The 20,227-nt window shown below is 55.0% G+C and carries 19 protein-coding genes; 5 read left to right on the plus strand and 14 right to left on the minus strand.

Annotated features, from left to right (window positions below):
• Positions 1-86 precede the first annotated feature (86 nt).
• Complete coding sequence (locus tag B142_RS0101170; RefSeq protein ID WP_018119706.1) at positions 87-866, plus strand: DeoR/GlpR family DNA-binding transcription regulator; 780 nt, start codon at positions 87-89, stop codon at positions 864-866.
• A gap of 73 nt (positions 867-939) precedes the next feature.
• On the opposite strand, the gene B142_RS0101175 is transcribed toward B142_RS0101170, so the two are convergent.
• On the minus strand, positions 940-2,226 hold the full coding sequence (locus B142_RS0101175; protein ID WP_018119707.1) for a uracil-xanthine permease family protein: 1,287 nt from the start codon (positions 2,224-2,226) through the stop codon (positions 940-942).
• Entirely contained in the window at positions 2,223-3,875 is a 1,653-nt protein-coding gene (gene hflX, locus B142_RS0101180) for a GTPase HflX (RefSeq protein ID WP_051067292.1), read from the minus strand. Before hflX ends, B142_RS0101175 begins: the two co-directional genes overlap by 4 nt.
• A 79-nt stretch (positions 3,876-3,954) precedes the next feature.
• Between hflX and B142_RS0101185 the strand changes: the two genes are divergently transcribed.
• Both B142_RS0101185 and B142_RS0101190 read left to right on the plus strand, forming a co-directional pair.
• A complete protein-coding gene (locus B142_RS0101185; protein ID WP_018119709.1) occupies positions 3,955-4,779 on the plus strand; it encodes a hypothetical protein in 825 nt (274 codons plus the stop codon).
• 64 nt (positions 4,780-4,843) lie between these two features.
• Positions 4,844-5,383: a hypothetical protein gene (locus tag B142_RS0101190; RefSeq protein ID WP_018119710.1), complete on the plus strand. Its 540-nt coding sequence runs from the start codon at positions 4,844-4,846 to the stop codon at positions 5,381-5,383.
• Positions 5,384-5,492: 109 nt separating this feature from the next.
• Here the strand turns inward: B142_RS0101190 and dapF are convergent, their stop codons facing one another.
• The 3 genes from dapF to B142_RS12795 are packed head-to-tail and all read right to left on the minus strand — an operon-like array spanning position 5,493 to position 8,278.
• The gene (gene dapF / locus B142_RS0101195; protein ID WP_049148953.1) at positions 5,493-6,398 is read right to left on the minus strand and encodes a diaminopimelate epimerase; all 906 of its coding nucleotides are present in this window, start codon (positions 6,396-6,398) and stop codon (positions 5,493-5,495) included.
• A 45-nt stretch (positions 6,399-6,443) separates the two neighbouring features.
• A complete protein-coding gene (gene miaA, locus B142_RS0101200) occupies positions 6,444-7,397 on the minus strand; it encodes a tRNA (adenosine(37)-N6)-dimethylallyltransferase MiaA (RefSeq protein ID WP_018119712.1) in 954 nt (317 codons plus the stop codon).
• A 44-nt stretch (positions 7,398-7,441) separates the two neighbouring features.
• A complete protein-coding gene (locus B142_RS12795; RefSeq protein WP_018119713.1) occupies positions 7,442-8,278 on the minus strand; it encodes a hypothetical protein in 837 nt (278 codons plus the stop codon).
• 334 nt (positions 8,279-8,612) lie between these two features.
• On the opposite strand from B142_RS12795, the gene B142_RS0101210 reads away from it, so the two are divergent.
• A complete protein-coding gene (locus B142_RS0101210) occupies positions 8,613-9,977 on the plus strand; it encodes a DUF349 domain-containing protein (RefSeq protein WP_026167732.1) in 1,365 nt (454 codons plus the stop codon).
• On the plus strand, positions 9,978-11,216 hold the full coding sequence (locus B142_RS11495) for a hypothetical protein (RefSeq protein WP_018119715.1): 1,239 nt from the start codon (positions 9,978-9,980) through the stop codon (positions 11,214-11,216).
• A 17-nt stretch (positions 11,217-11,233) separates the two neighbouring features.
• Here B142_RS11495 and B142_RS11500 read toward each other — a convergent pair whose 3' ends face one another.
• The 9 genes from B142_RS11500 to B142_RS0101260 form a co-directional block, all read right to left on the minus strand.
• Positions 11,234-11,953 carry an Rv2732c family membrane protein gene (locus B142_RS11500; protein ID WP_018119716.1) on the minus strand — a complete coding sequence of 240 codons (720 nt, stop codon included), beginning with the start codon at positions 11,951-11,953 and terminating at the stop codon, positions 11,234-11,236.
• Positions 11,954-11,976: 23 nt separating this feature from the next.
• Positions 11,977-13,515: a tRNA (N6-isopentenyl adenosine(37)-C2)-methylthiotransferase MiaB gene (gene miaB, locus B142_RS0101225; protein WP_026167733.1), complete on the minus strand. Its 1,539-nt coding sequence runs from the start codon at positions 13,513-13,515 to the stop codon at positions 11,977-11,979.
• 198 nt (positions 13,516-13,713) lie between these two features.
• On the minus strand, positions 13,714-14,616 hold the full coding sequence (locus tag B142_RS0101230; RefSeq protein WP_018119718.1) for a glycine betaine ABC transporter substrate-binding protein: 903 nt from the start codon (positions 14,614-14,616) through the stop codon (positions 13,714-13,716).
• Positions 14,617-14,719: 103 nt separating this feature from the next.
• Positions 14,720-15,649 (minus strand): ABC transporter permease, encoded by a 930-nt coding sequence (locus B142_RS0101235; RefSeq protein ID WP_018119719.1) that lies wholly within the window; start codon positions 15,647-15,649, stop codon positions 14,720-14,722.
• Entirely contained in the window at positions 15,649-16,704 is a 1,056-nt protein-coding gene (locus tag B142_RS0101240) for a quaternary amine ABC transporter ATP-binding protein (RefSeq protein ID WP_018119720.1), read from the minus strand. The genes B142_RS0101235 and B142_RS0101240 overlap by 1 nt, the downstream gene beginning before the upstream one ends.
• 284 nt (positions 16,705-16,988) lie before the next feature.
• The gene (locus B142_RS0101245; protein ID WP_049148882.1) at positions 16,989-17,633 is read right to left on the minus strand and encodes a regulatory protein RecX; all 645 of its coding nucleotides are present in this window, start codon (positions 17,631-17,633) and stop codon (positions 16,989-16,991) included.
• The gene (gene recA, locus B142_RS0101250) at positions 17,617-18,765 is read right to left on the minus strand and encodes a recombinase RecA (protein WP_018119722.1); all 1,149 of its coding nucleotides are present in this window, start codon (positions 18,763-18,765) and stop codon (positions 17,617-17,619) included. Before recA ends, B142_RS0101245 begins: the two co-directional genes overlap by 17 nt.
• Before the next feature lie 213 nt (positions 18,766-18,978).
• The gene (locus B142_RS0101255; RefSeq protein WP_018119723.1) at positions 18,979-19,194 is read right to left on the minus strand and encodes a DUF3046 domain-containing protein; all 216 of its coding nucleotides are present in this window, start codon (positions 19,192-19,194) and stop codon (positions 18,979-18,981) included.
• 43 nt (positions 19,195-19,237) lie between these two features.
• Positions 19,238-20,113, minus strand: a complete 876-nt coding sequence (locus tag B142_RS0101260; protein ID WP_018119724.1) for a PspA/IM30 family protein — start codon at positions 20,111-20,113, stop codon at positions 19,238-19,240.
• Positions 20,114-20,227: the final 114 nt, after the last annotated feature.

The following is a 20,227-nucleotide window of genomic DNA, read 5'->3' on the forward strand; positions in this document are numbered from 1 at the left end:
TTAACTGGCGCTAACGGCTCCAGCAGCTGCGCATTTAATCCGCTCTTCACGTTACCCCAACCGGCAGAAAGGACCCTGCACGCAGAATGTACGCCGAAGAACGGCGCCGCCATATCGCCTCGCTCGCCGCGGTAGACGGGTGGGTTAAGGTCGGAGAACTAGCCGAACGGTTCTCCGTGACCTCCGAAACCATACGTAGAGATCTTGCGGCACTAGACGAAATCGGCGCTGTGCACCGGGTCCGCGGCGGAGCACGTGCCGCGCATAACTACCAGACCTCCGAAGTTCCTCTGGCGGACCGCAACCGATCGGCCGCAGAGGCCAAACTTGCCATCGCAACCGCCGCACTCCAATTTGTGCCCACGCAAGGCACTGTATTCATTGGCGCTGGCACCACAAATAATTCTTTAGCAGATTTTCTTGGTCAAACCGAGCGCGCAGCCAATCTAGAGATTGTGATCAATAGTCTGCCTGGCGCATTGAACCTTGCTGCTTATGGCTTAGACAACGTGCACTTGCTCGGCGGAACAGTCCGGAGCATGACCCAATCAATCGTCGGTCCAACAGCACTACGCTCCTTGGCGCTCAAACGTGCCGATGTAGCGTTCATCGGCACCGACGCACTTACCGTCGAACACGGGTTATCGACTGCAGATACACAAGAAGCCGCAATTAAAACCGCATTCATGACGAATGCTCATAAAGTGGTGGTGCTGTGTGACTCCAGCAAACTCGGGCGCGATTACCTCGTCAGCTTCGGCACCATCCGAGATATCGACGTCTTAATCACCGATTCTGCCGCACCAGATTCACTTGTCACCGCAGTACGACAACACGGCGTAGAAGTAGTCGTCGTAGAGCGCTAACTATTGTTTTACCCAGCGGTTTAGCCGTTGCAGAAAATTCGCGACTACTGCGCGTGGATTCTGCGTCTTACTGCTACGTGTGCTGGGTTCCTTGGCCTTCGCCAACACGCTCGTAGAGCCACCGCATAATTGGGTAGAACACCATAATGCCCACAGAACCCCAAGCAATGCCTTCGAGCTCCACTGGACCAATCGGAAGGGTGAGGTTCCCGATACCTGCTACTAACGCGATCGCAGCAGCCGTCAGGTTCACAGGGTTATTGAAATTAACCTTATTATCCATCCAAATTCGCACACCCAACATGCCGATCAAGCCATAAAGCAACAATGTTGCACCACCCAAAACACCGACCGGAATACTGAAAATCAACGCACCAAACTTCGGAATGAATGCCAACGCCACCGCAGCGATTGCAGCAACCCAATACGCGGCGGTGGAATATACCTTGGTGGCGGCCATAACACCAATATTTTCGGCATACGTCGTGGTACCAGAGCCACCAGCTCCACCGGCCAACGTGGTCGCTAAACCGTCGGCAAGCAACGCATCACCGGCCAGATGATCGACGTTGCGTCCGGTCATCGCGGAGACTGCTTTCACGTGCCCCACGTTTTCGGCAATCAGCACCACCAACACCGGAAGCGTCGTCAGCACCACTGAAAGCTGAAACTCCGGGGTGTGGAATTCCGGGATTCCCACCCACGGTGCATCTTCGATTGCTTGCGCGGCTTCTGCATCGACGTTTCCGGTTACCGCCGCAAAAATCCATCCGACGACTACCCCAATCAATATGCTCAACCGGCTGATCATGCCGCGGCCAGCTACCGTAGCCAGAACAATGACGCCCAGGGTGATCGCAGCCACCAGTGGTTGGGTTTGGAAACTCTCGGTGGCGGTCGGAGCCAAATTAAGCCCGATCAAAGCGACGATTGCGCCCGTGACTGCGGGTGGTAACACAGCATCGATAACTCCCCGGCCAGCTATTTTGACCAGCAACCCCACCAACATCAGTACAATACCGGTAACAAAAATCCCGCCCAGCTGGGCGGCAATGCCATGCTGCTGCGAAGCGATCAGTGGCGCGATAAAAGCAAATGACGAGCCGAGGTACGACGGCAATTTGTTGCGCGTAATGAGCAAAAACAGCATCGTTCCCACGCCGGAGAATAGCAGCGTGGTGTTAACCGGAAACCCGGTGAGAGTCGGCACCAATAAAGTAGCCCCGAACATCGCAAAGACATGTTGAATGCCGATGCCAATAGTCCGGGGCCATGAAAGCCGCTCATCAGGCGCGACCACCGCGCCTTTGTTTATTGTCTTGCCGTCACCGTGTAGCGACCAGCCAATCGAAGTACTCACATTGAGACATTATTGCTGGCAGCCTGAGTCTCTTGGTAATCGGATGCGAACTCAGCAAGTTCTTGGGCCATCACTGCAGGTAAACGCACATCAAGTACAGTGCCGTCTGCGGTGTATTCTTCACTGTGCACGGTACCGTACTCATGTACCCGGGAGACGAGATCACCACGCGTAAACGGAATCTCTAGCACCACGCGGGTATCCAGAGAATTCAAAAATAGCTCTACCCTGCCGCTTAACTCGGCGATGCCTTCGCCAGTTTTCGCGGAAACATAAACCACATTGTCGTTATCGAGTACGTGGCGAACTTCAGCCAGCACCAACGGGTCCGCCGCATCAATTTTGTTCAACACAATGATCTCCGGCGGAGCGGGTGTGCCAGTTTCTTCCACGATATCGCGAATCACCTTATTCACGGCCGTGATCTGCTTCAACGGGAATGGATCTGCCGCATCCACAACATGCAACATGAGATCAGCCGCCAGGACTTCTTCCAATGTCGATTTGAATGCCTCCACCAGCTGCGTCGGCAAGTGTCGCACGAATCCGACAGTATCGGTGAAAACGACGCTGCGACCGTCGCCAAGCTGGGCCTTCCGGGTGGTCGGGTCCAACGTGGCAAATAGCGCGTCTTCCACCAACACTCCGGCGTCGGTCATCGCATTAATCAACGACGACTTGCCGGCGTTGGTATAACCAGCGATCGCGATCTGCGGCACCAAGGAATCTTGCCGACGCGCCCGCTTTATCTCTCGTGCGGTTTTCATTCCCGCCAGCGATTTGCGCAGCCGTGCCATCTCCGCGCGGATGCGGCGACGGTCAGTCTCAATCTTGGTTTCACCCGGGCCACGCAAACCCACACCACCATTGGACCCAGCGCGACCACCGGCCTGACGGGACAAGCTACCGCCCCAACCACGCGTATGCGTATAAAGGTATTCCAGCTGTGCAAGCGAAACCTGCGCTTTACCTTCTTTAGATTTTGCGTGTTGGGCGAAGATATCCAAAATCAGCATCGTGCGATCAATGACCTTGGTATCAAGCTCGCGTTCCAAAGCCGTGAGCTGGCCGGGGTTAAGCTCACCATCACAAATCACAGTATCGGCGCCGTATTCCTGCACCAGAGATTTCAACTGCTGAACCTTACCCGAGCCGATGAATGTGCCTGAATCCGGCGAGTCCCGCTTTTGGTACAAGATCTCCAGTACATCGGCGCCTGCAGTTTCTGCCAACGCCGCCAGTTCTTCCAGCGTCGCTTCCAATTCTGCGACAGTGCCCTCGGTCCAGACCCCAACCAAGATCACTTGCTCCAGGCGAAGCTTTCGGTATTCCACCTCATAGCCATCGGTAGTGTCCTCGGTCCGGATGGTGGTCTCACGCGTGACACGACGAAACGCATTACGCTCCGCCAATTCCATGTCACCGGTAGTTGGAACGTTGCTGTCGCTCGTGTGGAAGTTGGTTTGGTCGATTCCAGCATCAGGCGAATCGTGAGTTGAATCGTGCGCTGAGCTGAAGGCAGAATCCGCATCGCTGATAGGCAGCGAATCCTGCGGTTCATTATCTTTGAATGCCGCTTGCAGAAGCTCCTCATGAGGTTGGGAGCTCTCGCGGCCTGCAGAAGTATTATTCCAGGATTTTCTTGTCATCTTGTATCCCATTATGCCAGCCGATACCCGATAATTCGAGGTTTCCCCAGAACAAGCTAATTCGCTAAAATAGTCCATTATGACCGCGACGAAACAGACTAATCTTTCCGCAATCGGCATGCACTTTGACAATTGGCAGGATGCTGTCGAGGCGGCGATTGCTACCAACCAGCTCATGGTCACCGGCGAGGTCCGCGGCGGCCAACTGGTGCAATTCAACGACACCTCCGGCGCACAGCTCAACATTTTGGCCGTGGAGCCGTTTTCTACTTTCGTCGGGTTCAATTCCCTCAGCCAAACGTATGCCCACGTCGAGATGATCAACGATGTGCTCGCCTTGTGCGAGATTGTTGATCCGTCGGGCGCGCCACTGAAAACAGTCACCGCTCACTTGGCACAAGGCCCGTTGCTTGCCGACGAGCCAGCCCAACCATGGCAGCAACTCACCGTAGCCGCCCTTGCCGACGAAGCATCTACTTCTGTCGACGCCGAGGACTGGCAGCACCAGCACCCCGAGACGCCACTCGGTGCTGTGGAATCACATGGCGTTGCCGTGATCTCCTCCGGTAGTGGTGCCCAAGCCCCAGATGCGTCTGCAACTTTTTCGGGTCGCGTTATGCAATCAACCACCTTGCGCAATCAACTTACGGGCCAGGAATTTCATCACGTAGTACTCGATTCCGAGTTCCCCTTGGATGTCTGCATCCCAGCAGAAAGCTTGGATAAATTGCCGGAAAAGGGAGAAATCCTGCACGGCGCAGGCACCCTCACAGCCAGTATTTTGGCGCCGACTGGTGGCTGTGGATGCGGTTCCGGCGGTTGTGGCTGCGGCGGCCATGACCACGGAAGCTCTGCGGCCAATTCCGGCGGGTGTGGCTCCGGTTGTGGTTGCGGCGGCCACTAGTTCTCTAGTACAGCATGGTTAACCAAGAATAACAGCGCTTAAACGCGAGGATCAGGACGAGACGATGGCAGCGAATACTCCGGGCGGCTTTTCCCGTCGGCGCCTCGGCATTATCTGCGCCGCCGTGTTAGCAAGCCTGCTGACATGGTGGTGGTTGAAATCCGCTGGCGTTATTTTGGTGCTAGTCATTGCGGTTCTCGCCTGGTTTTATCTCGCTTCCCGCCCGTCGTCGAATGAAGTGCAGGCGCTGCGCACCTCAATAAAATTATCGCTCGATGAGCTCGACGATGTGCTCGCCGAATACGACGAATTCGCATATTCACACGACCCAGATAATCTGGCAGATCGCACCATCCATCGCCCAGAACTGTTAAACACTGATAGTGCAGATCCCGATATCGAGCGTTTTCATTACGAATATTCCACCGCGCAGCGCTACCGCAAACGAATGCATGCGCATCTAGCGAATCACCACTTAGGTGTCGGGCAGCTTGAGCGCTTATTGAGAATCTCTGATGAACGCGTCGCTAAGCTTCGCGAATATTGGCTAGCTGCCCGTCGCGCTGCCCACCGGCAAGGCCCCGGAAAACCAGGGACTGCATAAAAACCTAAATCAGCCATATTGACCGAATGACCGAATCCGTCGTGGGTCGGCACTACTACTTCGCCCAGCAGGGCCGTCTTATCCCCCGGTTATCGCATTCTCTATAGCGCTAATTCTCTATCTCATTGCACTGATTCTGCATTGAGTTGTCTGCATTGAGTTCGATCGTGAATGTTCCGCGAGCCACGATGCGCGATGGCCCAGTCAATGTGGCACCATCGGCACGGATTTCTACTTCCACTTCGCCACCAGGTACGACGACACGCACCGTCCCTTCTGCCTTACCTGTTTCTGCGAGCGCAGCACACGCCGTGGCAACAGTACCGGTGCCACACGACTTCGTTTCACCAACGCCACGTTCAAACACCCGCATGTGTGTGGTGCCATCGACGAGCGGAGTTGCTATCTCTAGGTTTGCACCGGATGGGAAAAAATCATCATCCAGACGCGGCGCTTCAAGTGCCAGGTTCGCAATATCCTTTGCTTCCCAGCCGGGAACTACTACGGCCAAGTGTGGGTTACCGACATCCACAGCGAGACCAGCGAATTTTTCCTTCCCAACCTGCGCCGTCGACAAGCCAGTAACCTCAGCGTGCCCCATTTCGACGCTGACAACTGCTTGCTGGTTATCCGGGCCTCGCCCATGCTCGTCTGCCTCGGCAACGGTGACTGTCCTATCACCAGCTCGCGTACCGATGAGAAAATGGTTGGTAGTTTCGTAGCCTTGGCGGTACAACCAATGCGCAAATACGCGGGTACCGTTGCCACACATTTCGGCGATGGAACCATCTGCATTGCGGTAATCCATAAACCACGTGGCAGCAGAATCCGCTGCCGCAGGCACGTGTGGGATCAGATGCTGTGTACGCACCACTCGCAAGACTCCGTCAGCACCGATTCCACCGGTGCGATCACAAAGCGCCCGCACCTGGTCTTCCGTTAAATCCCGTTGATTGTTCGGATCATCGATGATGACAAAGTCGTTGTGGGTGCCATGGCCCTTAGCAAAATCAATCTGGAAGTTCACAACCACCCAGTTTACGCATGATTAAAGCAATGGCTAGCGTTTGTCTAGCTGGCGCAAGGCTTGGGTATAAGGATCCGCCACCGCATCCAACCACGTGATGCGCTTATCACGGCGAAACCAGGACCGTTGCCGTCGCGCATATTGTCTCGTCGCGATTAGCGTTTGTTCTTCAGCTTCCTCTTCTGTCAGCTCGCCAGCAAGCAGCGCGAGCACCTGCGAATAACCGATTGCACGTCCAGCGGTGGAATCCGCCACAAGTCCCTCGTCGATGAGATTACGGACCTCGTCGACAAGCCCGGAGACAAACATGGTTGCAGTGCGTAATGCAATACGCTCGGCATACCACGCGGGATCAGCGCGCAAGCCAAAAACAGTAGTATTCCAGCGGTAAGCAGCAGTTTTATCGGGTTGACTAGCGCGAAATGGTTTACCCGTGAGTTCGATGACTTCTAATGCGCGCACGATCCGCCTGGGGTCATTTTCCTCAATGATTTGTGCGGCAGCGGGATCAATCTCGGCTAGCTCAGCATGCAACGCTTTCGTTCCCAGCCTGTGTTGTCGCTCATAATATTTATCGCGCACGGCTGGCTTCGTTGGCGGAAATTCCCATTGATCAAGGAGCGCCTGGGCATACATCATGGAACCGCCGACCATAATCGGGGTTTTCCCTCGAGCCAAGATGTCGTCGACATCCGCGACGGCGGCACGCTGATACTCCGCCACTGAGGCAGTATCTCTCACAGTAAGAACATCTAACTGGTGGTGCGGGATACCACCGCGTTCTTCCGGGGCAAGTTTTGCAGTTCCAATATCCATCCCTTGGTAGAGCTGCATGGAATCAACATTGACCACCTCACCGTCAAATTCGCGCGCAAGCGCCAACCCCAATTCGGATTTTCCGGCACCAGTAGGCCCCACAACTGCGATCGGGCGCAGACCAGAGCTACTGCATTTTGTCGGCTCCTGCACTGGTGAATCTAATGTCATGGGGTTGTCCTTGTCAGCGTTGTTCCTTCCGTTGCTGGCCCTACCTACTCCAGGCTGTCCGTGCACACCTCATCCCCTTTCTTGCCAGTGCGCCCAATAATCTGCCCAGTCGCAATATAGCGAGCCACCCCATGGCTGACATCCGCATGCCGCAATTTCATCTGCGTCAATGCTCCAGCAGCATGTAGCGAAGCTAGCTCGAGCCACAAGGCCGGTTCCCGGATACCGGCGCCCTGCAGCTGCTGGCTGCTCGGTCGCTCAGTAAACGCAGGCAACTTTTCCGACACCCGCCCAGCAGGTTCCGCTTCCCCATCTCGTGCGTAATATGCGTCGGCGTCATGATCCACAACACTAGCGCTAGCGCTCGTTTTAGCACTGCCGCTGTCCAACAAGGCCCGTGCCCAACGATCGGCTGCTGGTGCGGCTGGCAGCTCGGCCAAAGGTGCACGTGGCCCCAACCCCGCGCTCCCATCAATACCCAACAACACGACCGTTTCTGGAGTTAAACGATGCGAAGTCAGCAGCTCCACCAGGCTGGGATAGCTTGCACTGATGAGATGCTCCCATTCCACGCACAGATAGCGCAGCACGAGTTCCGCGAGAAAGTAGCCGTCGGCAAGCTGAACCTGTGGAGCACCCCACGCCCGAAAACTCCCGCGATGCGCTGTCCGCCACTGCGGATCCTGCGATCCAACAAGTACGATCTCGCTGACTGCATTTTCACCAGCCGTGTTTTCACCAGCCGTGTCCTTCTCGATGAGATCAGTGAGTAGGCCCCGGATGTGTTCACGGATCTCAGCACTTGCAGGATCGGCTGGAGCCAATTCCGCAACAAGCGCTGGGCTCGTTGGCACCACGCACAGCTGACAGAAATACTCCATACCATGCGCGTTTATCTGACCTATCGAGGCGGCTGACGCTGAGCCAGGCCCTGGCGATTTTGACGGATTTGGCTGCTGCGAGATCACAAGCAATAGCCTAACCGAGCGTCGCTGCTTTTCACATAATGCGAATAACGACCTCCGCCATGAGTCGCCTAACCACATAGACAGCTGGAGGCTCTGGTGACATCATCAAATCGAGACAGGTAAGTTTGAAAACACAAGTGATGCTCACTCGTCATATGCGGAGTGAGCAGAAACTGTCCATCAACTGTCCACAACTGCCCAACGAGTTTTACAGTATTAGTTCACGAAAATTCGAGGACCCTCAGACATGACACAGCAGCACACGCCCAGCCCATCCCCAGCATCCATGCCGAAGCCGGGTCCACGCTCACATGGAGGCATCCGCACGGCAGGCATGTCCGCGTCTACGCCCACTCCTGTGCCTGTTTCTGCGCCGATCTCCTCGAAACCCAGTGAGCACGGCTACATCACCGACGACGGCACGGTCTACCTCACCAGCGTGCTCAGCGGCAGCGAACGCATAGTGGGGTCCTGGCAGGCTGGCAGCAGTGCAGATGGCCTGGCGCATTTTGGCGCCAAGTTCGAGGAATTAGCGACCCAGGCGGAAGTACTCGAAACTCGACTGCGGGCTCATCCGCACGATGCTGCCGACATCGCACGCTCAGCACAGACACAACGTGAAAACCTAGCGGAGGCAGCTGTGGTCGGTGACCTACCTGCCCTCGACCAGCGGCTTGCCGAAATTATCCACCGTTGCGACGACGCCGCCCAGCAAGCACAACGGGACCAACAACAACGTGCTGCCGCTGCTGAAGCCGCAAAGACCACGCTGGCTGAAGAAGCCGAAGCAATCGCCGAGCATTCCACCGATTGGAAGGCCTCCGGCGATCGCTTGCGCAGCATCGTGCAAGAGTGGAAGTCCATTAAAGGACTGGACCGTGCCACTGATGACGAGTTGTGGAAACGCTTTTCCCGCGCCCGAGACAGTTTCCACCGGCGCCGTGGGGCACACTTCGCAGACTTAGATAAGCAGCGCGCCCAAGCGCAAAAGACAAAGGAATCCCTAGCGGACAAGGCTGAAGCCTTGCAAAATTCCACGGATTGGTCCCGTACAGCAGGCGCCTACCGCGATCTCATGCGGGAGTGGAAAGCAGCTGGCCGCGCGCCCCGCGCCGCAGATGATGCTCTCTGGGCACGTTTCCGTGCAGCACAAGATAAATTCTTCAGTGCGCGCGATGCTGCCCAGGCCGAAAAAGACGAGGAGTTTGCGAACAACGCAAAGCGCAAAGACGAGTTGCTCGCGCGGTACGACGAGCTCGTCGACCCTGCCAAAGGCATTGCCACCGCCCGCGAAAAGCTACGGGAGTTGCAAGAGCAGTGGGACGAAATCGGGTTTGTACCCCGTGGCCAAGTGCGCGAATATGAGGACAAAATTGCCGCAGTAGAAGCCCGGGTTTCACAAGCAGAGGAAGCTGAGTGGAAACGCACTGACCCCGAGGCGCAGGCACGGATCGCACAATTCCAGGCGAAGGCCGATGATTTCGCCGCACAAGCCGAAGCTGCGGAAAAGGCCGGAAAAGCAGCACGAGCGAATGCTCTGCGCGAGCAGGCTAACCAATGGCGTGAATGGACGCAGATGGCAGAGCAAAGCCTAGACGATACCACCAACTAGATGCACGTAGCCCAATTCGCTGCTCCCGTCCGTCGGCAGCGGCCGCAGACGCCACAGAATGCACAGCAGGCACACACGCTGCTTGCACCTAGCGATGAAATCCGCGATTTCGTCCTCGCCGCAAACGTAGCTGCGCAGGATGCGACGCAGGATCCAGCTGCCTCTGCAGCACCGGAACGTGTAGTCACCCAACTCGCAGGCTCAGCCGAGTCAGCAACGTATCTATTCGCGCTGTGCGAAGCGCCCCCACTGGGCGAGGTCTCTGAACTGTCCTATCCGCTCATTAGTTCCACGGATAACCCGCGCGAGTGTGGTATCCGCGGCCATGCTTGGCCGGGTGGCGAACCCAATTTTGTTGGTTTTATTCACCTGACATTGCCGCTACTGGAAGATACCAGTATCGCCGAGATTGAATGCGTCCTCGATATTGACCTGCTACCGTTGCCCGGCGAATCCGCAGATGATAAGACCAAGCAAGTAACGGCACGGCTGCTCGCTTCCGCCGAGCACATCGCGGCTCAACTGGGGCGAAGCCGTGCACAGATTACCGTGCATCATCCGGCTGATTGCCCACCAGATGCGGACCCGTTTTATCCTGCCATCATCGATTCCGGCTACCACCGCCATTTGGGGCACATACAGGCATATATCCCTGCGGAACATGCTACGGAACAAACGCACGTAGCCAGACAGCAAGCACACAGTGGAGCAGAAAACCACCCAGGCTATCGACTGTTGGCATGGCGGGACTACGCCATTGCCGACGAATACGCCCCGCAAATCCGACAGCTGTTAACGGTTGCTTCCATCGATGTTCCCAGCGGTGGGATGGAACTCGACCCCATCGAATGGACACCGACCCGTATGGAGCAAGCTGCCCAGCGATTGCGCGATCGCGGTGGCTCGACTTTGTTGTTCGCACTCGTCGACAAGCAGACAGACAAGATTTGCGCCTTGACCGAAATTGCGCGGCACTATGGCTCCGACCCAACAGTAGCGGAATGGACACTGACCGTGACCGCCCGCACGCGACGTCGGCAAGGCTTAGCAAGCCACGTGAAATTCGAAGCTATCCACGCTGCACAAGAAATGTGGCCGAGCGTGAACCGGATTTACGGATCCATCCCGGATCAGCCCGGCCATATGCGCTCACTTTATCGCAGCCTTGGTGCCGTCGAGCTCAGTTGCAGCTCGACATGGGAAAAACGACTTCCCTCCGCCGAGACAGCCGCAGATTAGTGGTGAGGACCTGAAGGTTAGTTGTCCCTTTGCGTGCGCGAAGCTGCATGCCGACGTCGGTCATCGACAAACAGCGGGTTTGAATCATAATCCGTGTTCTGGACTTCCATACCCGATGCTCGCTGCAAGCGGGCAATATCGTCAATAGTGGTCGAATCAGCGCGCATCCGAGCCGCGGCTTGCTGCTGCGGATTACGTTTCAGCGCCACCGAACAATACGCCCCAAACGCGAAAATAGCAGCCACTATGCCAACGTACATCCCAATGGAATGCGGAGTATTTTCTCCATCATGTGGCCCGGTGTGGCGCACCCACAACGAGAACAACGAATACGGTAGCGCAACGGTCACACACATCCAGCCAATCAGGCCCGCCGGAGCAAAGCGGGTGATAACCACGAGAGTGCTCGCGATACCAATGCCGACGGTTAACAGCACTGCATGAACCTGTTCAATCGTCGTGGTGACCTCACTGGTTCCCAGCAGAGCTTCATAACCGCGCGCGCTGCCGGCATACGGCAACAACAGAAACCCGACATATCCAGCGATGGCTGCGATCAGGACATAAGCGGCTTTCCCCAGTGTCATCGTACGTGCGGCTCGCTTTTCGACGACGGCTGATTCGGCCGCAGTCGGACGGCGCGTCGGCTCCTGTGACTGTGACTGCTGCGGTTGTGGCTGCTGTGGGGTCGATGATGATGAGTCCGACACTGGTTCCGAAGAGGACGAAGTAGACATGTCACCGATGGTATAAGACGCGCCTAATTGCTGCGAGTGGCAACCGTCGGCAAGCCCAAGCTCACGCCCACTGGTGCAGTGCTCGGGGTCTTACCGGCACCGGACATGTCACCAGCTTTCGTGCGGCGGTGGTGGCTCACACCTCCGTCCGCGATAAGGAAATATGGCTTCGCAGCGGTCACAGTAGTCACGACCACATCGCCGGGGCGGATTTCGCCATCAAGATTGCCGCTAGGGTTAAAATGCACAAGACGGCCATCACGGGCACGGCCAGATAGGCGATTCGTCTTGTCATTTTTCCGTCCGCCGCCTGCTTGGACTAGCAATTCTACTTCGGTGCCCACCAGGGCACGGTTGTCCTCCAGCATGATTTCGTCTTGTAGCGCCACCAAGCGCTCAAAACGATCCTGCACGATATCCTTCGGGATCTGCTCATCCATGTCCGCGGCGGGAGTACCTGGGCGTGGGGAATACTGGAAGGTAAAAGCAGAGGAGAATCGAGCACGGCGAACGATATCCATCGTCGCCTGGAAGTCCTCTTCGGTCTCACCAGGAAATCCGACAATGATATCGGTGGTAATTGCAGCTCCGGGAATTTTTTCTCGAGCCTCATCCACGATTTTCATGAATTTCTTGCTGCGATACGAACGGCGCATATCTTTAAGCACTTTGTCCGAACCCGACTGCAACGGCATGTGCAACTGTGGACAAATAACCGGGTACTGCGCCATCACGTCAATCACATCACTCGTGAATTCTGCAGGGTGTGGGCTGGTAAAACGCAGCCGGTCCAATCCTTCAATCTGCGCACAGGCTGCAAGCAACTTCGAAAACGCGCTTCGATCACGCTTCAGGTCAGGGTCCACGAAGTTCACCCCATAAGCATTCACGTTTTGTCCGAGGAGGGTAACTTCACTAACGCCCTGGTCCACGAGCGCTTTCACTTCCGCGAGAATATCTCCTGGGCGGCGGTCAATTTCTTTACCGCGCAACGATGGCACAATGCAAAATGTGCAGGTGTTATTGCACCCAACAGAAATCGATACCCATCCGGAATAAGCAGATTCGCGCTTGGCTGGCAACACAGACGGGAAATCTTCCAAAGCATCAACGATCTCTACTTGGGCTTCCTCATTGTGACGCGCCCGTTCCAAAAGCGTCGGCAGCGAGCCCATGTTGTGGGTGCCGAAAACGGCATCGACCCACGGGGCATTTTTCAGAACCGCGTCTTTGTCTTTTTGCGCCAGGCAGCCGCCTACGGCAATCTGCATACCAGGATGATTTTCCTTGGTCTTTTTTAAATTACCCAGAGTTCCGTATAAGCGCTGATCAGCATTTTCTCGTACTGCGCAGGTGTTAAATACGATGAGATCAGGTTGCACCGATTCGGCATCCGCTCCGGCATGAGCGCCATATTCTGCGGCGGAGACATAGCCCGCATCTTCCAGCAACCCAGCCAAACGTTCTGAGTCATGCACGTTCATTTGGCAACCAAAGGTGCGCACCTCATAGGTGCGCGGCGATCCCGCGGGGTCTGCTTGCTCAGTGGAGCCGGTGGTCATATCGACTGCGTTCTGCCGCATCTCGGTGGTGTATTCCCTATTCTCGTTGCGCATGCTCACGGAAGGACATTGTAGTGACCTCCCGCGAGAGTTCATAACAGCCGGATACCCGGTTAGCTGAGTGCCTTTCGCCCCAGCGACCGAATACCGGTCCTATCGGCATCCTGTAGAAAGCACCTGCGGGTGCCCTATCTCAAACTAGGAACGCTGTGGTGCTGCAGGAATGACGTCTGGGTACTGCTCGAGCCAGGCTGCAATGGCCTTGTCTTCTTCGCCCTCAAACTCGTTGACGACGAGATCTTCCAGCGCACCGTATTCCTCATCAGTCATGCTGAGCTCAGCGAACCAATCGGCCAGTTCTGGGAATTCCTCGCTGAAACCGCTACGCGCCAACCAGTGCAACGCTTCGGCCTCGCCCATCACCTTGTCTGGATCTTCCAGATCACGAACCGGGAAGACATGATTAGCAAAGTGTGGCCGCCACAGAGTCACGACAATATCTTCTTCATCCTGGATCGCGGCATCGAGCTCAGCCAGCATCGCAGGAGTAGAAGAAGTAGCCAGCTGGTATTCAGCGTCAAGATCATAAGCTGGCATCGCCGAGTTTTCTGTCTGGTCAGTCAAGCCGGCGGATGGCTCAATACCCACGATGCGGCCGCCGAAGCGCTCACCTTGGCCTTTCAGATCCTCAATCTTGTCGACGCCTTCGACATATTCCGGAACCGCCAGCGTCAATTGGGCATTGTCATAGTAAGCGCCCAGATCTTCGATGTTGTCGCCATGCTCTTCCATATAGTGGTCATGGGTCATTTCCGGCCACGCGGATGGATACATATCGATATCGCCATTGGCTACGGCGGTGTAGAGCACGGCTGCTTCTGATTGCGGATCATGCTCGACCTCGTAGCCAGCTTCTTCCAAAAAGTGCTCGATAAGATAGGCGGTCGACAATCCGTCTGGCCACGACGGCAGGTAGCCCAAGGTAATCGTCGCGTCACCAGTGCCATTGGCTGCACTATCGCCGCCGTCATCAGCGCAGGCAGCTAGGGTCAGCGCCAAGGCGCTAGCTCCTGCTCCGGCAAGAAGTTTTCGGTTAATCATGGGTTGTCCTTTCTCCACTCACAGAGATGTCATGGGATTGACTGCGATATGAAGTTATGCGTTAACGAGTGCGTGAGTGTGTCCTCGCTAACGTGTTCTGTCATTATTTGGCACCTGCAGTAACGGTCGAATGTGCTTTGTGCTTATCGCGTTTCCTTTTGCGCCAACGAGCAAGCAACGACGACGGATAATCGCCAGGATTGCCCAGAGCTGCGGTGAGACGATCTAAAAAGACCGCCAGGATTACCACTGCAAGGCCGGCTTCCAGTCCTTGCGCCAGATTCAGCGTGGAAATCGCCGCGACGACTTCTTTGCCTAACCCGTCGGCACCAACCATGCCTGCAATTACTGCCATTGATAGCGAAAGCATGATGATCTGGTTTATACCGGCCATGATCGATGGCATGGCTAAGGGCAATTCGATGCCACGAAGAATTTGGCGATCGGTAGCACCATAGGAGCGCCCAGCTTCGACGGTCTCCGCATCGACGTGGCGAATACCCAATTCGGTCATACGCACGCCCGGGGCCAGAGCAAAAATAATCGTCGAGAAGGTGCCCGGAACCACTCCGATGGAGAAAAACATCACCGCTGGCAGTAGGTATACGAAGGCTGGCATGGTCTGCATAAAATCCAAAATTGGGCGAACCACGGCGGAGACGCGATCGTTTTTCGCAGCCCAAATCCCCACCGGAATTGCAATGACCACCGCAACCAGCGTCGCAATGATCACCAAAGCCATGGTGTCCAGCATCTGCTCCCATTGCCGCATTCCCATAACCAGCAAGAAAGTTAATGCCACACCAATTGCAAGCCGCCAGGATCGCAGCGCCCAACCGGCAAACGCGAAAATGAACAACAACAAGAACGCCGGTATTGCCTTCAAACCGTCGGCGAGACCTTCGACCAGAAACGACGTGACCGTGGAAAAGACCTCAAAAACAATAGAGGCGTTTTCCCGTAGCCACATCAAGGCATCGTCGCCCCAAGTTCCTAACGGAATGCGTGGGACTAATTCTTCATTCAGTGCCATTAGCGGCCACCTTCTTCGGAGGTTTCGGAATGATCAGCTGCGGCTGCAAGCAATGTTTCTCTCGTTATGATGCCGTCGATCCCACCATCGCTATTCTTGACGACGAGTGGTTGCTCGTGGCGTGCAGCGCGGGCAAATAACTGGGAGATCGGGGTATCCGCGGCGACGATATGGTCATTGTCTGCGGTTGGCTCATCCGACAGCGGAGTTGCTGCGGATTCACAGATATCCCCGGCGAGCAATACCCGTGAACGGTCGACATCGTGAATGAACTGTGCGACGTAGTCGTTAGCAGGCTCACGGAGGATCTCCCCAGCCGTACCTATTTGCTCAATCCGGCCATCACGCATCACCGCAATTCGATCACCAATGCGCATCGCCTCATTGAGATCGTGGGTAATGAACAATACGGTTTTGCCCAGTTCTTGTTGCAGATTCATCAGGTGATCCTGCATTTCTTTGCGAATTAGCGGATCCAGTGCAGAAAAAGCCTCATCCATGAGCAAAATATCGGTATCGTTCGCCAACGCTCGCGCTAAGCCAACGCGTTGCTTCATTCCGCCTGATAATTCATCCGGCCGATAGTGTGACCAGCCTTCTAATCCCACCATTTGCAAAGCTTTCCGAGCTTTTTCTTCCCGCTCAGACTTATTTACGCCCTTGACCTCTAAGCCATACGCTGCATTTTCTCCGACAGTCCGGTGCGGTAGTAGAGCGAAATTTTGAAAGACCATCGAGATGGTGTCACGGCGGACTGCGCGGAGCTCAGCTTCGGACATATCCGTGATCAAGTGGCCCCCTAGACGCAGTTCCCCAGCGGTAGCTGGGTGCAAACCATTAACCATGCGGATGAGAGTAGACTTACCACTGCCTGAAAGCCCCATGACAACAAATACTTCTCCTGGGACTACTTCGAAGCTAGCATCAATAACTGCAGCCGTGAGTCCGTCTTCGCGCAACTGTGCGCGGCTAACTCCGCGATGTAGTGCATCCACGCCACGCTTGGGGTTTTTCCCGAAGATTTTATACAGCCCGTTGGCAGAAATACCTGTCACTAATGCTCTCCCCTACCGTGAAACAAAGTCTGTGCGCACGACGGTGCCGTGCCTTAGAGCTATGTGCTAGTCCGAAGTTTCCTACCATTGTATTTTCTCATTGAACACCAAGGTTGCCACGAAAACCCAAGTTTGGCTACCACGGTACACAGAAATCGACAATGAGTTGATCATTACGACGCCATAACGTGCCCCTAGGGAACACACGAGATAAGCGCAATGGCCAGCAGCAAGGCAGACTATCGCTTTGCTGCTGGCCATCATCACGGACAGTATCTGTTGTGCTAGCGAGGATCCATCTCTAGCTCATCACAGCGTTCATCGAGTGCCTGTTTGGCGTATCGTAAAGCCATTCCCTGGCCAAAGCCTCGCCGGGCTAGCACACCAACAATTTTTCGAAGCTCTTTGTCATATCCCGCCCGGTCGTCGATGCGCTTGACCTTCTTCGCTTTTTTCGTTGCCAGGGCTTGGGCAAGTTCAGCTTCATCGTCGTCGTCAATCTGGTCTAGGGCCTGTGCACGGATAGCCGGCGAAATACCTTTGTCCGCTAACTCATGATCAAGCACCAGTCTGGTTTTCCCGCGACGATTGTGCCGCTGATAAACCCACTCATGCGCAAATTTCTCATCATCAAGCAAATCCGCACGCTCTAGATCCGCTATCACCTCGTCGATAACTTTGGCTTCGAATTCTGCGTCGAGAAGCTTACCGCGCAATTCCTGGACGGATCGTGCGCGGTAATTAAGCAAGCCAAGTGCCTTTTTGCGCACAGGAGTTTTTTGTTCTTCTAGCTCGTAATCAATTATTGACGAGCCATCAGAATTATCGCTCGTCTGCGCAATTGCATCGCGCAGACGAGCGATATTCTCCGGATTGGGGTGCAGATCGCCAGCTGGCTGATCCACAGGTTGTTTATTCTTCGGAGTCATCAAAATCAGGTGTGTCGCTGTCTGCGCCTGTTTGTTCGCTCAATGGCGTATCAGAGCCCGGAACGTCCAGGCTCTCCTCGCCACTGTTTTTAGCAGCATATTTTCCAATTCCTAGTTTTTGGAAAATCTTTTGCTCCAGCTCGTCACTCAGCTCCGGATTGGACTTGAGGAACTGACGGACTTTTTCTTTGCCCTGCCCAAGTTGCTCACCTTCGTAGGTAAACCAGGAGCCTGATTTCTTGACGATGTTGTTTTCCACAGACAAGTCAATGATCGAGGACTCCCGTGAGATACCCTCGCCGTACATAATGTCGAATTCAGCAACCTTAAATGGTGGCGATACCTTGTTCTTCACAACCTTGAGCTTGGTACGGTTGCCGATGGAGTCTTGTCCGTCCTTGAGCGTCTGAATACGGCGAATATCACAGCGCACTGACGAATAAAACTTCAGGGCTTTACCACCGGTGGTAGTTTCAGGCGAACCGAACATGACGCCAATCTTTTCACGCAACTGGTTAATAAAGATCGCAGTCGTACCAGAGTTATACAACGCACCGGTCATCTTTCGTAGTGCCTGCGACATCAGACGAGCTTGCAGACCAACATGGGAATCACCCATTTCGCCTTCGATTTCTGCCTTGGGAGTCAGCGCTGCCACTGAGTCCACCACAATGATGTCGATGGCGCCAGATCGCACAAGCATATCGGCGATTTCCAACGCTTGCTCGCCGGTGTCTGGTTGCGAAACTAGCAGGTTATCGGTGTCGACACCCAGCAAACGGGCGTATTCTGGATCAAGAGCATGCTCAGCGTCAATGAACGCAGCAATGCCACCTGCCTTCTGCGCCTCGGCAATGGCATGCAGGGTCACAGTCGTTTTACCCGATGATTCCGGACCGTAGATTTCTACAACGCGCCCGCGCGGGAAACCACCAATGCCCAAGGCAACGTCGATTGCGGTATTTCCCGAAGAAATAGCTTGAATTGGAGGGCGATCGTCGTCCCCCAGACGCATGACAGCGCCTTTGCCATAATCTTTTTCAATCATCGCCATTGCGGCATCGAGTGCCTTTTGGCGATCTGCTCCCGCATTTTCCGTTTTCTTAGCGCTAGTTTTTTTCTTCGTTGCCATAGTTATTGTTTTCCTTGTTCTCTTTCCCCGTGTGCGCTGTGCATCATTAGACGCCACAAAACCTCAAAAGGTTCCGCTCATCTCATTTTTCTAGAGTTTGCATGAACCACCTGCACTGATTGCTGGCTCAATAGTGTCCTTTACTCGACCACGTCGACACCCGAATCACACTCGTGTGCACCCAACGCTGTCGACAACATGCATCGGGACCGGTCACCAGCCAGGGTTATCCTTACCCAAGCGTCGCTCTTCTGGGATGCGAAAATCATCCATGATCCCATCCCAAATCTCTGCGGGATCAACTCCTGCTTCGATAAGCTCGTCGGCGGTGGCCTCACGCCCAGTCAACACGTGTGAATGGGCAATCCATTTCGCTTGGGTTTCCCCAAATTCGTCGTGCAATAGTCGGCTGAATTCAGTTAGTCGCATAGCAACACCGCCTTAAACTCGGGATCTTGTGCAATCGTAGTTGCTATTCCCCACGAAGTTCCCGCATGCGTTTAGCAATTTCGTCTTCCGAAACTTGCGGCTGAGCCTGCTGGTCTGCCTGGGCACCACCTTGTTGACCAGACGTCACCTGTTTCGGTCCACCCGATTGCCCTTGCGACACCGACTTCTGTGCAGAACCTGACCCGCCCATCTCGGCCCGAATTTGCTCAAGCCGCGAATGACCAGCCATCTGGATACCAGCCTGCTTTACCTCGTGCATGCGGTTCTGGACGGAGTTCTCCGCCAGTTCAGCTTGGCCCAATGCACGCGAATAGCGTTGTTCAATCTTGTCGCGAACACTATCAAGCGATGGTGAGGAATCATTGGTGAGGTTGTTCATGGAGTTGAGCGACTCCGAAACCTTTTCCTGCATCTTGGCCTGCTCCAGCTGGCTCAGCAACTTGGACCGCTGCTGTACCTTTTCTTGCAGCTGCATATTATTGCGCTCTACAGCCTGCTTAGCCTGGTCAGCCTGTTTCAGTGCTTGATCGTGCAGGTGCTTGGTCTCTTCTACAGATTGTTCTGCAGTCACCAACTGTGCAGCAAAAGCCTCTGCAGCGTTTTCGTATTCGATAGCCTTTCGCTCATCACCTTCACTGCGGGCTTTGTCCGACAATTCCAACGCTTGCTTCGTATTCGACTGCAGCTTCTCTACCTCATTAAGCCTGCGGTTCAACTGCATCTCTAACTGGCGTTGATTACCGATCACTGCGGCCGCCTGTTGCGACAACTCTTGATGTTGCCGCTTCGCATCGCTAATCGCTTGCTCGATCTGGACCTTTGGGTCCGCGTGCTCATCGATCTTCGAATCGAACAGAGCCATGAAATAATTCCATGCCTTGCTAAAAGGATTAGCCATGCTAAATCAAGCACCTTCCTGTGTGCGTATCTAGGTCGAATTGTGGTTGTCGGTATAAAGCCACCGCGGCCTGGAATGAACTACGAATCAATTTTCCATGAACAGGCCACCGAA

This window comes from Corynebacterium propinquum DSM 44285, from assembly GCF_000375525.1.
Classification (GTDB): Bacteria; Actinomycetota; Actinomycetes; order Mycobacteriales; family Mycobacteriaceae; genus Corynebacterium; species Corynebacterium propinquum.

Excerpts from the sequence above, each read along its gene's own strand:
- B142_RS0101170 (WP_018119706.1), top strand. The coding sequence starts at position 87 with ATGTACGCCGAAGAACGGCGCCGCCATATCGCCTCGCTCGCCGCGGTA.
- hflX (WP_051067292.1), bottom strand. The coding sequence starts at position 3,875 with ATGACAAGAAAATCCTGGAATAATACTTCTGCAGGCCGCGAGAGCTCC.
- B142_RS0101185 (WP_018119709.1), top strand. The coding sequence starts at position 3,955 with ATGACCGCGACGAAACAGACTAATCTTTCCGCAATCGGCATGCACTTT.
- B142_RS0101190 (WP_018119710.1), top strand. The coding sequence starts at position 4,844 with ATGGCAGCGAATACTCCGGGCGGCTTTTCCCGTCGGCGCCTCGGCATT.
- miaA (WP_018119712.1), bottom strand. The coding sequence starts at position 7,397 with ATGACATTAGATTCACCAGTGCAGGAGCCGACAAAATGCAGTAGCTCT.
- B142_RS12795 (WP_018119713.1), bottom strand. The coding sequence starts at position 8,278 with ATGGAGTATTTCTGTCAGCTGTGCGTGGTGCCAACGAGCCCAGCGCTT.
- B142_RS0101210 (WP_026167732.1), top strand. The coding sequence starts at position 8,613 with ATGACACAGCAGCACACGCCCAGCCCATCCCCAGCATCCATGCCGAAG.
- B142_RS11495 (WP_018119715.1), top strand. The coding sequence starts at position 9,978 with ATGCACGTAGCCCAATTCGCTGCTCCCGTCCGTCGGCAGCGGCCGCAG.
- B142_RS11500 (WP_018119716.1), bottom strand. The coding sequence starts at position 11,953 with ATGTCTACTTCGTCCTCTTCGGAACCAGTGTCGGACTCATCATCATCG.
- miaB (WP_026167733.1), bottom strand. The coding sequence starts at position 13,515 with ATGACCACCGGCTCCACTGAGCAAGCAGACCCCGCGGGATCGCCGCGC.
- B142_RS0101230 (WP_018119718.1), bottom strand. The coding sequence starts at position 14,616 with ATGATTAACCGAAAACTTCTTGCCGGAGCAGGAGCTAGCGCCTTGGCG.
- B142_RS0101235 (WP_018119719.1), bottom strand. The coding sequence starts at position 15,649 with ATGGCACTGAATGAAGAATTAGTCCCACGCATTCCGTTAGGAACTTGG.
- B142_RS0101245 (WP_049148882.1), bottom strand. The coding sequence starts at position 17,633 with ATGACTCCGAAGAATAAACAACCTGTGGATCAGCCAGCTGGCGATCTG.
- recA (WP_018119722.1), bottom strand. The coding sequence starts at position 18,765 with ATGGCAACGAAGAAAAAAACTAGCGCTAAGAAAACGGAAAATGCGGGA.
- B142_RS0101255 (WP_018119723.1), bottom strand. The coding sequence starts at position 19,194 with ATGCGACTAACTGAATTCAGCCGACTATTGCACGACGAATTTGGGGAA.
- B142_RS0101260 (WP_018119724.1), bottom strand. The coding sequence starts at position 20,113 with ATGGCTAATCCTTTTAGCAAGGCATGGAATTATTTCATGGCTCTGTTC.